13 protein-coding genes are annotated in these 15,937 nt (G+C 44.4%); 3 read left to right on the top strand and 10 right to left on the bottom strand.

The genetic code is table 11. The annotated features are described in order from the left end of the window. Position 1: 1 nt before the first annotated feature. Positions 2-1,294, bottom strand: coding sequence for a Ni/Fe hydrogenase subunit alpha (locus OZ401_RS09985; RefSeq protein ID WP_341468082.1), 1,293 nt, complete (start codon positions 1,292-1,294; stop codon positions 2-4). Further along, positions 1,281-2,087, bottom strand: coding sequence for an NADH-quinone oxidoreductase subunit B family protein (locus OZ401_RS09980; protein ID WP_341468081.1), 807 nt, complete (start codon positions 2,085-2,087; stop codon positions 1,281-1,283). The genes OZ401_RS09985 and OZ401_RS09980 overlap by 14 nt, the downstream gene beginning before the upstream one ends. A 262-nt stretch (positions 2,088-2,349) precedes the next feature. Here OZ401_RS09980 and OZ401_RS09975 point away from each other — a divergent pair, with 262 nt between their 5' ends. From OZ401_RS09975 to OZ401_RS09965, 3 genes are all read left to right on the top strand, one after another. Next, positions 2,350-3,276, top strand: a complete 927-nt coding sequence (locus tag OZ401_RS09975) for a peptidylprolyl isomerase (RefSeq protein ID WP_341468080.1) — start codon at positions 2,350-2,352, stop codon at positions 3,274-3,276. 122 nt (positions 3,277-3,398) lie between these two features. After that, a complete protein-coding gene (locus OZ401_RS09970) occupies positions 3,399-4,415 on the top strand; it encodes a beta-ketoacyl-ACP synthase III (RefSeq protein ID WP_341468079.1) in 1,017 nt (338 codons plus the stop codon). Between the two features lie 39 nt (positions 4,416-4,454). After that, complete coding sequence (locus OZ401_RS09965; protein WP_341468078.1) at positions 4,455-5,834, top strand: class F sortase; 1,380 nt, start codon at positions 4,455-4,457, stop codon at positions 5,832-5,834. A gap of 54 nt (positions 5,835-5,888) precedes the next feature. On the opposite strand, the gene OZ401_RS09960 is transcribed toward OZ401_RS09965, so the two are convergent. The 8 genes from OZ401_RS09960 to OZ401_RS09925 form a co-directional block, all read right to left on the bottom strand. Then, on the bottom strand, positions 5,889-7,571 hold the full coding sequence (locus OZ401_RS09960) for a GGDEF domain-containing response regulator (RefSeq protein WP_341468077.1): 1,683 nt from the start codon (positions 7,569-7,571) through the stop codon (positions 5,889-5,891). After that, positions 7,561-7,956, bottom strand: coding sequence for a response regulator (locus OZ401_RS09955; RefSeq protein ID WP_341468076.1), 396 nt, complete (start codon positions 7,954-7,956; stop codon positions 7,561-7,563). The genes OZ401_RS09960 and OZ401_RS09955 overlap by 11 nt, the downstream gene beginning before the upstream one ends. A gap of 64 nt (positions 7,957-8,020) precedes the next feature. Next, on the bottom strand, positions 8,021-10,702 hold the full coding sequence (locus OZ401_RS09950; protein WP_341468075.1) for a response regulator: 2,682 nt from the start codon (positions 10,700-10,702) through the stop codon (positions 8,021-8,023). Positions 10,703-11,151: 449 nt separating this feature from the next. Next, complete coding sequence (locus tag OZ401_RS09945; protein ID WP_341468074.1) at positions 11,152-12,153, bottom strand: type I glyceraldehyde-3-phosphate dehydrogenase; 1,002 nt, start codon at positions 12,151-12,153, stop codon at positions 11,152-11,154. 135 nt (positions 12,154-12,288) lie between these two features. Further along, a complete protein-coding gene (locus OZ401_RS09940; RefSeq protein WP_341468073.1) occupies positions 12,289-13,599 on the bottom strand; it encodes a sensor histidine kinase in 1,311 nt (436 codons plus the stop codon). A gap of 60 nt (positions 13,600-13,659) precedes the next feature. Further along, positions 13,660-14,340 (bottom strand): response regulator transcription factor, encoded by a 681-nt coding sequence (locus OZ401_RS09935; RefSeq protein ID WP_341468072.1) that lies wholly within the window; start codon positions 14,338-14,340, stop codon positions 13,660-13,662. A 61-nt stretch (positions 14,341-14,401) separates the two neighbouring features. Then, the gene (locus tag OZ401_RS09930) at positions 14,402-15,205 is read right to left on the bottom strand and encodes a ferric reductase-like transmembrane domain-containing protein (RefSeq protein WP_341468071.1); all 804 of its coding nucleotides are present in this window, start codon (positions 15,203-15,205) and stop codon (positions 14,402-14,404) included. An 85-nt stretch (positions 15,206-15,290) separates the two neighbouring features. Further along, positions 15,291-15,713, bottom strand: coding sequence for a hypothetical protein (locus OZ401_RS09925; RefSeq protein WP_341468070.1), 423 nt, complete (start codon positions 15,711-15,713; stop codon positions 15,291-15,293). Positions 15,714-15,937 lie beyond the last annotated feature (224 nt).

The following is a 15,937-nucleotide window of genomic DNA, read 5'->3' as shown; positions in this document are numbered from 1 at the left end:
TTTATTCCTCATCGAACTCAAGCTTGAGAAAGTGAGTGGCACACGACAGGCAAGGGTCGTAATTCCGAATGGTTTGCTCACACTTGGCTGTCATTTGAGCCTTGGGCATCTCAAGATTATCACTTACAAAGCGAAACAAATCTTCTTCAATTTTATTCTGATTTTGGGCGGTAGGTGGAATAATCTGCGCTTCTTTTACCAACCCCTGCTCGTCCAACTCGTAGTAATGATACAACAAACCACGGGGCGCTTCGGTACAACTATAACCCTTGCCCGCGCGAGGTTCGGTAGCAACCGCTGCTTTGTCAGGTTCTTCGTAATTTCCCAGCAAACTAAGCGACTCCTCACAGATGTGTAACGATTCAATACTGCGTACAATAATACTTTTGAAGGGATTATTGCAAGTTCCGTTCAAACCAGCTTCCTGTGCGGCTTGCTGCGCTATTGGGGCAAGTTTATCAAAGTTAAGGTTAAAGCGTGCCAGCGGTCCAACTAGATAGGCACCCCGCTCTTTAACTCTCGAATGTAGCGCATTAGAATTGGCAACCTGCTCTTCCACAAAATGCTTTTCGTAATCGCTCACCGGGATGTCCAAGCCTCGACTGGAAATTAGTCTGCCTTCATTTACCGGATATTCGTCAGGATGTCGCAACGATACAAATTCGTAGTCCTGCTCATATTCAGGGAAAGGCAAGGTCGAAACCCAACGTATTGTATCCAGCGCGGCTTCTCTACCCCATTTCAGCCGTTCAATAAGGTCTGCCAGATCAGCCTTTTTAGGACTCTTGTAAAAACCGCCTACTCTCACGTTAATAGGGTGAACAGCCCTGCCACCAAGCACAGTCATAATTTCATGACCGAGTTTTTTCAGCTTGATACCGCGCTGTACTTCTTCAGGGTAGGTTTTGGTCATCTGAATTACGTCGGTAGTACCTACAAAATCGGGCGCATGCAGCATATGCACATGAAGGGCGTGGCTTTCGAGCCATTCGCCCAAATATAATACCCGGCGTAACGCCCTTACTTGCGGGTCAATAGTTACTCCCAGAATTTGCTCAAGCGCGTGTATCGAACTCATCTGATGTGCAACCGGGCAAATACCGCAGATTCGCGAAACCATATCCGGCACTTCTTTATAGTGCCGACCCTTCAGGAATGCTTCAAAAAAGCGCGGCGGTTCAAATATATCCAAATGAACCGCTTCCACTTCGCCATGCCTCACTTTAATCAGCAGCTTACCTTCACCCTCAATTCGCGCTATATTTTCAACCTTAATAGTTCTAGTTTGATTCACCGACCTTCGCCTCCTCTTTTAGAGTATGATTCCGGTACGTTTCTGAGTAGGAATGTATTCCTCTAAAGGCGCGCGCAATTTCACCTTCGGGAATACCCAATTGCCGCCAGTGTCGTTCTAAGGCTTCCGGGTGGGCAAATTTGCGGGGACCGTAGCAACCAGCGCAAGCGCGGTTAAAGGAAGGGCATAACGCGCCACAGCCTGATTGAGTAAGGGGACCCATACATGTAATACCTTGATCCAGCATTATGCATGATAACCCAAGTTTTTTACAGTCCACACACACGCTGCGATTATTTGTTTCAGGCAAGGGTTCGCCGAATAGGAAAGCTCTGACAACCTGAATTAATGTATCGGTATTGACCGGGCAACCCCGCGCCTCATAATCCACCGTTACATGCTCTGATATAGGAGTAGATTTATGTAGGGTTTCAACGTAGTCTGGCATTGGGTAAACCACACTCGTAAATTCACCAGCATCCTTAAAGTTTCGAAGAGCCTGCAAACCACCAGCCATTGCGCAAGCACCCATAGTCACCAAATATTTGGAGGCAGCGCGAACCTCTTGTATTTTTTCAGCTTCGTGAGCAGTTGAAATTGAGCCTTCCACCAGCGATAGCTGATAGGGACCTTTCAAGTGAGAACTGGTAGCTTCGGGGAAATAAGCCAAGTCGGCATCGCCCAGTAATTTAAGTAGTTCATCTTCATGATTAAGTAATGTAAGCTGGCAACCATCGCAGGAGGTAAATTTCCAAACTGCCAGTTTGGGTTTGCCCCGTGTGAGTTTTGTCACAGAAGTAGCCTTTCACATATGAATGTTTGTTATAAATATCACAATCTCACCGCATTTAGAATACTTCAGATATGTAAAAGTTCTGGTAAATATAAGTGTATATTAAGACAATTTTGCTAATAAATTGTAGGGGATTTTCTTTATATGCTGATTAGGCTTAACTAAATTCGGTGGGACTATCAAAATATGAGAGACCTTTATTTATTCTTCAAGCTCAACAACAATAAGCATCTGTGCTAAAATAAGGCGCATGAAAAAACTATTGTCTTTAATTATTCTATTGCTGCTATTGACAGCCTGTGGCGATGAAGCCGCCGCGACTCCGCAAATTACCCCTAGCGGTGGTGGTTTGTTACCATTTCCCACTCCCTCCTCAAACCCTAGAATCGGTTATGCTACTGGTGCCGTTGCAAAGGTGAACGGGACAGAAATCAGCGCGAACGAGTTTAACCAAGCGTTAGACCAGACCCGTGTAACCAGCGAGGAACAAAATGGTGGCACAATTGATTGGAACACCGAAACCAATAAAACACGCTTGAAAGAATTACGCGATCAGGTATTGCAGGGATTAATTAACTACGCCGTGATTGAAAGTGAAGCGCGCAAAGAAAATGTGACCGTTTCTGCCCAAGATGTTACCAACCAACTTGAAAATTTCAAGCAGCAAATTGGTGGTGAGGATACCTACAAAATCTGGCTATCTCGCCGCTTTATGAGCGATACCGATAACCGCCGCGCCCTTGAACAGGGTTTGCTTTTCAGTAAAATGCTAGAACAGCACGCCACCGTTCAGGATAAAGAAGAACAGGTAAAAGTTCGCCATATCTTGCTAGGCACTGAAAAAGAGGCTAAGGATATTTTTGTGCGTTTGCAACAGGGCGCAGATTTTGCCGCACTGGCAACCCAGTTTTCCCTTGATGTCGCCAGCGCCAAAAAGGGCGGAGACCTAGATTGGGTTTTCAAAGGGCAAACCGAACCGTCCTTCGAGCAAGCCGCGTTTTCCCTTAAAATTGGAACTTTTAGCGGACCAATCAAAACCTCACTTGGTTGGCATATTATCAAAGTAGAAGGGCGGGAAGTACGGCAACTTCCTCTCGATTTATTAGAGCAGCGCCGCCAAGAGGCTTTTAGCGCTTATATTAAAACCCTGCGCGACCATGCAACTGTCGAGGTTTTGCTCAATACGTGAAAATGCCTTGTAAGTACACCCCCCAGAACGTATAATAGCCTAATTCCAAAGTATATTAACAGCGTGGTTAATCGGTTTATAGCTATCTCCACCTATAATGTTCGTTCTGGAGGATAATCAGCTTGAACAAGGGGCATCCCGCAGCTGCGATTACCGGGCTAGGAATATATTTACCTGCGAAAATTCTTTCCAATCATGATCTTGAAAAAATGGTCGATACTAGCGATGAATGGATTAAGCAACGCACCGGAATTAGTCAGCGGCGCATTGCTGAGAGCCATGAAACCACTTTCACAATGGCGTATGAAGCCGGCAAAAATGCGCTAAAAATGGCAAAACTTCGCCCAGAAGAAATAGACCTAGTTATTTGCGCCACCCTCATTCCTGAACACCCCTTCCCCAGTACCGCTTCGTTGGTACAAGCTGCGCTAGGCGCCACCAAAGCGGGCGCTTTCGATCTTGAAGCCGCTTGTGCCGGTTTTGTGTATGCGTTAGGCGTGGCGCGTGCTTTCATCCACAGCGGAATGGCTAGGGTAGTGCTGGTTATCGGCTCAGAAACTATGTCTCGTGTGGTAGATTGGGAAGATCGCAGCACCTGTGTTCTTTTCGGCGATGGGGCAGGCGCAGCAATAGTGCAAGCTAGCTTCGATGAAAAAGCAGGCGCTATTCTGGAAGTTGCGCTGAAAAGTGACGGCTCTAAAGCCGATTGCTTAATTATTCCGGCAGGTGGTAGCCGCTACCCGACCACCGAAAACACTGTCCGCGACAAACTCCACTTTTTGCGTATGAACGGAGCGGAAGTGTTTAAAGCAGCAGTGCGGGCGATGGCGGATACTACGCTTGAAGCCCTGAAACACTCTGATTTACAGTTGAGTGATTTGAATCTAATGATTGCTCATCAAGCAAATAGCCGTATAATAGATGCGGTACAAAAACGCCTTGAGTTGCCGGATGGCATTTCTTATCAGAACCTAGAGCGGTATGGCAATACCAGTTCTGCCTCAATTCCGCTTGCGCTCTACGATGCTATGCAGGAAGGCAGGCTCAAACAGGGAATGTATCTGGCAGTTGCAGGTTTTGGTGGTGGTTTTAGTTGGGGGGCTACTATCATAAAATGGGGTTTAAACCCTGAGAATTAGCATTAATATAATAAAGAAGTGAGATTAAGTACAGTTGTTATGAATTTCCATTTTAAACGATTTATCTTCATGATATTGAGCGTGCAAATCCTCGCTCTTTTGCTGCTAATCCCTACTCCGGCAAAAGCCGAACTTGCCATAAACGATGACTGGTACTATTTGAAAGTATGGGAGCGAACCGACTGGCCCGTGGGATTAGGGGCTACTTCTCGCTCATGGTACTGGGGACCTGCGCCTTTTGCGGTAACCAGTGAAGTCTATGCCCAATCGCCAAACGGGGTCAGGCGCGTGCAATATTGGGATAAGAGTCGCATGGAAATAACCCAACCTGCCAGTGACCGCAATAGCAAATGGTATGTCACCAATGGTTTGTTGGTGCGTGAAATGGTATCCGGTATAATGCAGACGGGCGATAACCCCGAAGAAAGTTATAGAAACTCTCCTGCCAATATTCCGGTCAGTGGTGATCCTGCCGAGTATAACGCCGACAGCCCTACCTACGCCAGTTTTAAAGACCTTGCCAGCCTTGCAATGGATAATCGCGTTGCACAAAGTAGCAAGCCGATAACTTCCATACTCGCTAAAGATGGCGTAGTCAGCACCGACTACAGCCTTATAACCCAATATCCTGAAACTGCCGTTGCTTACTACGAACCTACACTAGGACATAACATTCCGGGGGTGTTATGGAGTTTTATGAACCTGAACGGTCCGGTGATGATTGACCGAAACTTGCGCTCTCAAACCATAGAAAACTGGGTTTTCGCATTTGGCTATCCCATTACCGAAGCTTACTGGACTCGCTCCCGGGTGGGTGGAGTCGAAAAGGATGTACTGGTGCAATTGTTCGAGCGTCGCGCCCTGACCTATACCCCTTCCAACCCGCCCGGTTTTCAGGTCGAAATGGGCAATGTGGGTAGACATTATTACAATTGGCGATATTCTTCGACTTATGGTATTGCGCCAGCCTATACCCAGCCTAGCACCCGTTTGATTATACCTAAACTCGGTATTGATACGGCTATCGAATATGTGGGTGTTTTACCGAACGGAAATATGGATGTTCCTTCCAACCCCAATAATGTAGGCTGGTACAAATATGGAGCGCGTCCCGGTGAAGTCGGAAATGCCGTTATTGCAGGGCATCGGGATTGGTATAATATTGGCAAGGTCGTATTTTATAATCTGGATAGCCTGTCACCGGGCGATCTGATTTATGTACAAAGTAGCCTAGATAAGAGGCAAACCTTTGTAGTTACCGGAGTCTCTAGTGTTTCGGCATATGGCGGCGCAAGCGAATCCGTTTTTGGTCCGTCCATAACCTCCAATCTGAACCTGATTACCTGTACAGGGGATTTTGACCCCTCTAGTCGAAGCTATAACAATCGCCTGATTGTCAATTCCACGTTGGTGGGATAATTATAAGTTTGCGAGCATTTGACCGATAGCAGGTAGCGCATACGAGTTCTATATTTAGAAAAGATATTGCTCTGCTATATTCACCCTGTTTCGTCCGGCATCTTTTGCCTCGTACAAGGCTTTATCAGCCGCATCGTTTAGGCTGGAAGCGTCTCCGAATTCAGGAAAAGAGGCGATGCCACAGCTAAAAGTAACCGAGAATTCGTGGTCTTGAGATTGATGGCGAATCTGAGCAAAACCCTCACGAATTTCATTAATTACTTTGAAGGCGGCTTGCGCATCGGTATCAAGTAGAATTATTGCGAATTCTTCACCACCAAAACGCCCAATAATATCAGTGCGGCGTAACCGTTGTTGCAATAAACGAGAAAGGCTTTTCAGAACTCGGTCGCCGGTGGGATGCCCATAAGTATCATTTACCAACTTGAAGTGATCAATATCAATCATTGCCATAGACAGCTTACCGTTACGGCGGCGGGTGCGCGAAACCTCAATATCAAGCTGTTCTTTAGTTTTGGTGTGATTCAGCAAGCCGGTCAGACCATCGCGCACCACTATGGAACGTAAAGAACGGGAACGCTCGATTCTGGCTTTAATAGAGTAAATCAGGTGGTTAGCCAGAACTTGCTTGCTTAAGAAATCATCTCCGCCGGAGGTAATCGCTTCAAGTTCGTGTTCTTCGCTACTTTCCCCTGAAAGAAACACAATTGGAACTGTTAAAAAGGCATCGAGTTGTCGGATAATCATAGCAATCTCTTGCCCTTTTGCTCTGGGCATATACATATCAAGCAAAATCAAATCGGGGTTAAACTCTGTAAGTGGTGCGAGAACCTTCAAAGGATTGGTAAGAATGAGGGTTTCAAAAAGGTCGTTCGGCGCACTTCTAAGAGTTGCCGCGATAGCACTAGCCACTTCCGCATCATCATCAATAATCATCACCCGATAGGGTTCCTTGTAGCGCGTGCCGGTCAATTGGTCGAGGCGATCAATTAGGCTGGTAATATCAACCGGTTTGGTTAGAAAGGCATATCCCTCTGCACGCACTGCATGTAAACGCGCCGCAATATCCGAGCGTGACGAAAGGAAAATAAGCCTTGAGTTCTGAGCTTTATTTTTAATTACCTGTGCCGCCATTTGCGTTCCTGACAAATTATCATCAGCAAATATTATATCGGTAATTATAGCTACGGGGCGGCTTTGCTCTAGCATAAAGGAAGCTTCATCTATATCCTTAAAGATATGTACGTCATAGCCGAAATAACCGATTTGTTGAGCAAGCGCTAGAGCTTCATCTGGATCAGGTTCAATAATTATAATTGTCCTGAATTGGGTATCTAAACTCAGATAAGGCTTTTCAATTGAATTTAGTATTGTATCGTCAAACTGGCTAGCACGGTAAGTATTTTGAATAATCTGATACAGATTCTGTAGATTTCGATCAAGCTCATGAATTTGTGAATTATCGGGTGTTATACCGGAAGATAAAAGGTTTTTTAATTTCTGTTCCAGCGTTCTAGCCGAATCACCTATCTGACTATAACCATAAGTAGCGCCCGAACCTGCCAGCTTATGTGCCAACATATGGAGGTTCTCAAAATAATCCATTCGCCAATTATTGCGACGCGCCTCAAGCCAACAATTGGTGATTTCATCCATTCGACTGGGCAATCTTCCGGCATAGGCTTTGCGCAATAACTTTAATTCTGCCGCAATCTCCAACTCACTATCATCCGCCATTACTCACCCTCCAAAGGTCTTTGATATTGGAGGCAATCATCATAGGGTCAAACGGCTTGCTGATAACGCCTATTGCGCCTATTTGGGTATATTGCGAAATCTCTTGAGGTTGAACCTTTGCGGTCATAAAAATTACAGGAATACCCGCTATGAGAGGATTAGCTCTCATGTGCTTTAAGGTGGTGGGACCGTCCATTTCGGGCATCATAACGTCCAGTAAAACGAGGTCAGGCATAAAATCTGGAATAACTTGAAGCGCCTCTTTACCCGATTTACAGACTTTTAATTTGAAACCGCCGATTCTTTCAAGGGCAATTTGTGCTATAACCTGAATATCTACTTCATCCTCGACCAACAAGATTTTTTCTAGCATTTTTTCTGACATTCAAGCAAATAATCCTTTCAACAAGCTCTCACCACATTAATGATTTAGTTGCTGCGATTATTATTTATTTTACACTATGTTCCAAGTGTTTGAACCTAGTCCTTCGAATAATTGCTTTAATTGTGTCTATTAATTCTGCATTGCTGGTGCGAGATTTAATTAAAATTGCATCAACCTTGTTTACCACCGCTTCTTCTAAATCAGAAACAGAGAAAACCACCACCGGAATTTTGTGATCGGGCGCTTTACTTAAATAAGGTAACAAGCTCAATCCTGAGCCATCAGGCATATCTAGGTCTAGTATCACCAAATCAAATACCTGATTTCGGAGCAACCGTCGGGCTTGCTTCAAGGTTGCCGCAATTGTAATTTGGGCAATATTGCTGAGAATGGCAGATACCACACTTGAAACATCAGCATCATCCTCAACATGTAGCACACTAGGTTTATGACCATAAAAAATATTGGTGGCAAGTTGTACTGCCTCTACCAACCTCTCCTGATCAATCGGCTTATCAATCCAGTCAACAATTTGTAATGTCGCATTTTGGGTTGGATCCTGATTTGATTTTGTTTTAGCCGAAACCATAACCACTGGGATATTCATGGTAGCCTCGCTGCTCTTAAAATCATGCAGCAAGGAAAGCCCATTCTGATCGGGTAGCATTACATCCAGTGTAATGGCGGAATAAGGTTTGCTTTGTAGCAAATGCCTAGCTTGCAGCGCTGAGTAGGCAATATCCGTTTCAAACCCGGCTTGTTTAAGCATAATGCTTAGCAGCAAACCTATTTCGGCATCGTCTTCAACAATTAGCACAGCAGTATTTTTCTGAGGTTGTTCTTTGTTTACGGGCGTTTCATTCCATACCGGAATAACAAAGTAGAAAGTAGTGCCCTTGTCTTCTTCGGTTTCAAAGTTAATAATCCCGCCTAGTTTCTCAACAATAGCTTTTGCAATACTCAAGCCCAATCCGGTTCCGCCTTTTGAGCGGGTATCGGAAGAGTCTGCTTGTGCAAACTTCTGGAAGATGCGATTTCGGAATTCTTTAGGGATGCCGTTGCCATGGTCGGTTACATCCACTCGGACGCTATGTGGCGTGCTGGTTAGCGCTATTTCAACTACACCATCTTTGGGTGAGAATTTGGTGGCGTTGGAGATCAGATTTGCTAGTACCTGCATTAATCTATCTTGGTCGGCATACACCATTACACCCGGTAAGCTCTTTGTCAGTTTAAAGCTAACGTTATACAACTCACCATAACCCCGGTTTGCTTCTAGCGCTTGTTCTACCAGCAGCTGAATTTCAAGCGGTTTCATGTTAAAGCTAGATTTGCCACTCTCGATTTTCTCAATATCGAGAATATCATTAATCAGGCGCACCAAACGCTCACTATTCTTGTGCGCAATATCGAGCATCATTTTAGCTTGGTCGGGCAACTCTCCCACCACACCGCCAACCAGTAAGCCCAGTGACCCTCGGATAGAGGTAAGCGGTGTACGTAGTTCATGGCTGACGATTGAAATAAATTCATTCTTCATACGCTCAACGGTTTTTCTCTCGGTAATATCGCGCAAAATTGCCAGAGTCTCATTTTCGCCACTAACTACAATGCGCGCCTCAAAATCGCGAATACTATTATCAATTAAAAGTTGATATTCAAAAACGCGGGTTTCCAGATTATTCAACGCCTCTCGAACATTTGAAAGATAAACGGAAGCAAGACCCGGCTCAAAAATATCAACCAATGTGCGACCAATTAGGTTTTCAAGGGTTACCGGAAGCAGAGATTCTTTTGACGGTTTATAATTTAAAATTAAGCCGTCTTGGTTAATCCTAAGCATCAAATCGGGTATTACATCGAACAAAGCCCGATTAGTGGCTACGCTGCGTCGTAAAGCTTCTCTCGACAAACGGTCGTCGGTAATGTCACGACCCATTGTCAAGAAGCTAGGTTCACCGTCTATCTCTATCGCTTCGCATGATAGAACCACCTCACGTAACTCGCCATTTTTGTTCTTGAAAGTTACTTCATGGTTATAAAAAGCACTGTCCAGAATCAACTTTTTCAGTTGAGCTAAATGTTCTCTAGAAGAATTACCCAGCAGTTTTACAATAGAATATTTCATTAATTCGGCGCGACTATAGCCGGTAAGCTTCAGAAAACTATCATTCGCTTCAATAAATTCTCCAGATTCCAGAAAATTAATCGCAATTGGAATGGGTGCAGCTCTGAACACCTTAGAGAAACGGGTGTCACTTTCACGTGCCATTGCACTGGCTTTTTTAATTTTAGGGAGGTTAATTTCATTCTCCGCCCACACTGCAAGATCTTCCAGCATTTGGCGTTTGGCATTACTTAGCTGTCGTGGCTTGTGGTCAATCAAACATAAAGTACCAAGCACATTATAATCGTGGCTGAAGAGAGGAATACCCGCAAAAAACCGAAATGTGGGTGGCGGATTTTGGGGAAACCTTTGATCTTTATGTGTATCACTTATATATAGGGGCTTTTTAGTGTTAATTACCTGCTGACAATAAAAGAGGTCAGGCAAGGTTTCAATCACAGGATTACAATAGGATGCCCTTAAAGTAAGATTATCGCGGGTAATAAAGGCAAACGGCACAGCCAACGTCTCAGCTGCGGTGCGCGCTATTCGATAGAGAGGTTCATCCTTACTACCACCGGAAAGTGCGCTGGAATAATTATGCTTGCCATATTGACCGGGTTGGCTCTTACTATCCAATTTGTATGCCTCCCCACTGATAAATCTAAATATAGACTTAATACTAAAACAGTTATAACCTAATTACATTACAGATTAAATTACATTTGTTTCATTTTTAGTAACAGTTCAGGCGTGTCATTTCCATCGTTATCGCGGAAAATATAAACGCCTCTTGTGAGGGACTTTCAAGCTGAGTGAATGGATTTAAATTCACTTAGCTTATTACTAGATATGCTCACCTCTTTTTTCTGCCCATATATATATCTTTGATGCCTATTCCATTATAATATATATACTCCACAGAGGCTCTAAATGGCGAGGTTCCATTCTTCCTTCTTCCCCTGCTTCAAGTGTAACATTCAAGGGTTTCAATAAAAAATCGCCCCCTTCGGAAGTGAAGGAGGCGGTTTTTATTTCAAATTCTTTTACTTCAGACAAGGGGTTTAAACCCCTGCTCTCACTCTAAATTACTTGCTGGTAAGGAACGCCGCAGTTTCGGCGAGGCGGGAGGAATAACCCCACTCGTTATCGTACCAAGCTGCTACCGAAAGCAAATTGCCTTCCTGAACCGAGGTAAGCGGCAGGTCAACAATCGAAGAATGTGAGTCGCCCAGAATGCGGGACGAAGCCCATTCGTCTTCTAGCACCCCAAAAACGCCTTTCAGAGCGTCAGTCTTAGCGGCAGCGCGGAAAGCGTCGTTTACTTCCTGAGCCGTTACGTTGCGATCGGTAATCAGGTTAAGTTCGGCGATGCTTCCGGTGCGGGTAGGCACGCGATAGGCTTTGCCGGTAATTTTCAGGTCTTTCCAGATAAACTGGAGAGCACGAGCTGCACCGGAAGACGAAGGAATAATATTCTCGGCAGCCGCCCATGAATCGCGACGGTCTTTCATTGGCTGATCGGTCAGAGATTGAGTATTGGTGTAAGCGTGAATGGTGGAGAACAAGCCGTACTTAATGCCGAAGTTTTCCAGCACCACTTTGACTACCGGGGCAAGCGCGTTGGTAGTGCAGCTAGCCATACTCACGATTTTATGAGCTTCAGGGTCGAAGGTGTCGAGGTTGATACCCTTCAATAATACTGCGTCGCAATCTTGGAAGGTTTTGCTGGGTGCGCTAACCAATACGCGCTTTGCGCCTCGATCGAGGTGAGCTTGTGCTCCGGCGCGGGTGGTAGCGCGTCCGGTACAATCAATCACTAAATCCACGCCCAATGCCTTCCAATCCGGCAATTCTTTCATTGAGTCAAAGAAAGCGATTTCACGACCGCCTACAAACAGGGTATCGCCTTTGGTGGCTACTGCTTCGTGCCAGCGTCCATAGTTTGAGTCCACTTCAAACAAAGCGGCAAGGGTAGGAAGATCTTTAATATCAGAGATAGAAACCGGAGTGAAAAGATTTTCGCGAAGAGCTACTTTCATAAGTGAGCGACCAATGCGCCCAAATCCGTGAATTGCTACTTTAGCCATAGTTAATTTCCTTTGCTTAATATATCCAACGCCAACTCTTCATTACTAAGAAATGTACACCGCGTCTATTTTATCACAATCTTGTTAAGGGTGGTAATTGCATATAAGTGTAGCTGAGGGGTATCGCAAAGCAGGTTAAATTTTATGAGGCATACGGGTTGGCAAAGATACAGAAAATACGCTTCCTTGCCCAACTTTAGAGGTTGCATGAATCGAACCATTATGGATTTGTACTATCCAGCGGGCGATGGACAAGCCTAGCCCAAACCCACCCTCACGGCGGGTTCTGGATTTATCCACTCTGTAGAAACGTTCGAAGATCTTATCCACTTTATCTTCGGGAATTCCCACGCCTGTATCAGTCACCTTTATAATAGCATGATGACTTTTATCGAGAGTAACCGATAAATCAACCCTACCAGAAGGGGTATATTTGATGGCGTTATCCAGCAGAATTAGCAACAATTGACGCAAACGTACCGATTCGCCCATAACCCAAATTTCCGATTTATCGCCACTATCAAATTCAAGCTCAAGTTTGCGAGCCTCTGCTAAGGGCTGCATTTCACGTGTAAGCGAACGCCCCAAGCGAACCAGCTCAACCGGTTCCGGCTTTAACTCCGCTTTTTCCATGTCAGAGCGTGCCAACGTTAATAAATCTGTTACCAACCTACTCAAGTAATCGGTTTCCTTGCGTATATCTTCAAGCAGTTCGACATTCTGCTCTGAATTTTTATTTTTACTACGTAAGGCAACCTCAGCATTAGCCCTTATTAAGGCAAGAGGGGTACGCAATTCATGTGAGGCATCGGCAACAAATTCACGCTGACGCTCCATCGACAGTTTTACCGGTATCAAAGCGCGGCGAGTAAGAATCATGGCAGCAGCTACCGCAAGCGCAAGTCCCACCAAAGATACAGAACCAGCTATTAAGAGAATAGTATTAAGCTGCTGTTTATGCGGTTCAAGATTTTCACCTACCTGTACCATGCCTAGGATACGTCCACCTTCTAGGCGCACCGGCGCAGAATAAATCCGCATCGCAGTATCATCAACCTTGAGGTCTTTGTATAAAGTCTGACCTTCAAGCACCGGCTTAAGAACTGAAAGGTCTGGTAGGTTTGTATTGGAGTAAACAAGTGAACTTTCGGTAACAACCCCTTTAGTATCTATTAAAATATAAAAAGCATTCGAGACGATAAAGCGATTGTTCTCGCGAACCAGCCTACCGTCGTCGCCTTTATAGGTGGGCGCAGAGTGGTTATCATCGCCATCAGATTCTCTGGTAGGAGGAGTTGTTTGTGCTTGCGTGGGCGGCACATAGCGGATGGAGCGAATTATATTATCGGCATTGTAGCGTAAATTATCGTTGACTTCTTGTTGCAAATTCAAAAAGATCGTAATATACATAGTAAATACTACTATTGCGATCAGCGATATTGCCACCCCAATATTCCAAAAAATTAATGTCCGTCGCGCTTTTTCAAACATTTAAGCTTACTAGCCCTAATCCACTCTGATACTGTAGCCAAGCCCACGCACTGTTTTAATTAATTTACGCGAGAAATGCCCGTCAATTTTATTTCTCAAGTAGTGTATATATATATCTACGACATTTGAAGTCGCATCAAAATCATATTCCCAGACGTGATTTATAATCTGATCGCGGCTAAGGACTTGCCCTTTGTTGTGCATCAGATATTCCAGTAAAGCAAACTCTTTGGAGGTTAACTCAATATGCTTGCCATGCCTTCTGGCTTCATGCTTTGATAGGTCAAGCTCAAGGTCTTCTACCTTCAATATTGTGTTGACCGGGTCTTCGGGATTAATACGTCGTCGCAATAAGGCTCGAATACGCGCCAGCAATTCATCAAAAGCAAAAGGTTTGGTTAAATAGTCATCTGCGCCAACATCGAGACCCTGCACCCGGTCTTGAATAGCATCAAGGGCAGTCAACATTAGTATTGGCACTGTGCTTTTTTCATCGCGCAAGGATTTGCATATTTCAAGCCCAGTCACATGCGGCATCATTACATCGAGGATAATTAGGTCGTAACTTCCGATCAGCGCCATTTCAAGACCTTGCGCGCCATCAAGGGCAGTATCTACCTGATAGCGCTCTTCTTCCAGCACCCTTTTTATTAGCTTTACTAGCTTTTCTTCGTCTTCAACAACTAATATATACACTTCACTTATCCTCCCTTATAGCATTTTACACTATAGCTAATGAAGTGTTCATACCCACAAGCTAATTGCGAGCGGGTAATTTATTAGGGTGTGCCATAAACCGCGTACCTGTCAGGGTGGCTACGATAAAGCCGGTTGCCAGATATATTGCTTGCATCCAGGGGGTATTGGTATCGCTTCCGGCTGTTATACCGTGAACCAGCGTAAGTACGAAAGCGGCAAAGCTGATGTAATGAATAATTCGCCACGCTTTAAAGCCGATTCTATTAACCAGATAAAAGCTGAATACCAATGAAATCATCATATAAAGGCTAATTGTACCTAAGCCAGTCCAGATGGGACGGTATTCGGTCGAAAATGGCGTTAAACTCTGGAGCAAGCTGATATTCATATAATTGTCAAACATCAGACCAACCACATGCAATACCGTAAATACTAGAACCAGTAAAGAAATTATTTTATGTACGTATGTTAGATTAGAGCGATGAATAAAGCGATCTGTAAGTCGCATCGAAACCATCAAGCCAAGAGCGACGCTGGCAAATACCAAAATATAATCTACTATGCCGGTTACACGTGCCATTATCCAGGGGGTTTTTTCTGCCAGAACTGCGCCCTGTGTATTGAATTGTTCTTGCATGAGTTCTGACCAGCGTTGCCCAATGAAATTACTCATTATATTGGATTGGGTACCTGCGTTAATGCCAAATACAAACGCAAACAGTATTATTATTGCTAAGGTTAAATTTAACATCCAAAGCCGGAAATTACGTGTAGCAGGACTTCTGCGCGCTTCGGGTACTACCAACACTCGTTTGCGGTTTTTGAAAAGAGGATTTTCGTGTATTATTTTATTATGACCCATTCCTAGCTTACCTCCGATTTATTGCTTGCGAGTTGCAAAGGGGCAAACAATCAAGTTTGCCCCTGCAATATATTTTCTTTATATTTTATGAGTGTTTTGTGACAGGCTTGGGAGCTTGGGTAACAATTACTTTAGCAGTAGTCACCGGTTTAACGGTAGCCGCAGTAGTGGGTGCGCTTTGAGCCGCCGCAGTAGTTTGTGTGGCTGCTTTAGCGGTAGCTGCCGCAGTAGTGGGTGCGCTTTGAGCCGCCGCAGTAGTTTGTACTGGAGCGACTGTTACTATCGGGTCCGGCGGGCCGCCCGCAGAGGAGGAAGTGGTTTGCACTGCATCAACCGCAGTATAATTGGAAGGCGCTATTGAATTACCTACTTGAAGTCCAATCTGGAAAACCAACAGAGCGCACAGTATAGAAACTGCCGTGAACATTATCAAATTCATTTTGAACATACTCAAGCCTTTTTTAGCAGTTTGAGGATTTTTAGCAATTCCGGGGTAATTTCTAATCATAATAGTAATAAAACTCCTTTGATTGATAAATAATTATTTCACTATCTTGGTTATATCATAGATTTAAAAGATTGGAGAATTATTGGAATAAGGCTCTTTTTTGAGTATTAATGTTACTTTAATATTTCGCAGCAGTTCTGACATTAGCCGCAGAAAGATGTGGTATTGACATCTTTTCACCAAATTTTTATACTACTAAAAATTAAATATTCAAACTTGAATAA

The sequence above is a fragment of the Candidatus Chlorohelix allophototropha genome (genome assembly GCF_030389965.1).
Taxonomy (GTDB): Bacteria; Chloroflexota; Chloroflexia; order Chloroheliales; family Chloroheliaceae; genus Chlorohelix; species Chlorohelix allophototropha.
This window is presented reverse-complemented; position numbering and strand designations above follow the sequence as displayed.

What these genes read in the sequence shown, in the direction of transcription:
- OZ401_RS09965 (WP_341468078.1), top strand. Translation starts at nt 4,455, where the DNA reads ATGAATTTCCATTTTAAACGATTTATCTTCATGATATTGAGCGTGCAA.
- OZ401_RS09960 (WP_341468077.1), bottom strand. Translation starts at nt 7,571, where the DNA reads ATGGCGGATGATAGTGAGTTGGAGATTGCGGCAGAATTAAAGTTATTG.
- OZ401_RS09930 (WP_341468071.1), bottom strand. Translation starts at nt 15,205, where the DNA reads ATGGGTCATAATAAAATAATACACGAAAATCCTCTTTTCAAAAACCGC.
- OZ401_RS09945 (WP_341468074.1), bottom strand. Translation starts at nt 12,153, where the DNA reads ATGGCTAAAGTAGCAATTCACGGATTTGGGCGCATTGGTCGCTCACTT.
- OZ401_RS09955 (WP_341468076.1), bottom strand. Translation starts at nt 7,956, where the DNA reads ATGTCAGAAAAAATGCTAGAAAAAATCTTGTTGGTCGAGGATGAAGTA.
- OZ401_RS09925 (WP_341468070.1), bottom strand. Translation starts at nt 15,713, where the DNA reads ATGATTAGAAATTACCCCGGAATTGCTAAAAATCCTCAAACTGCTAAA.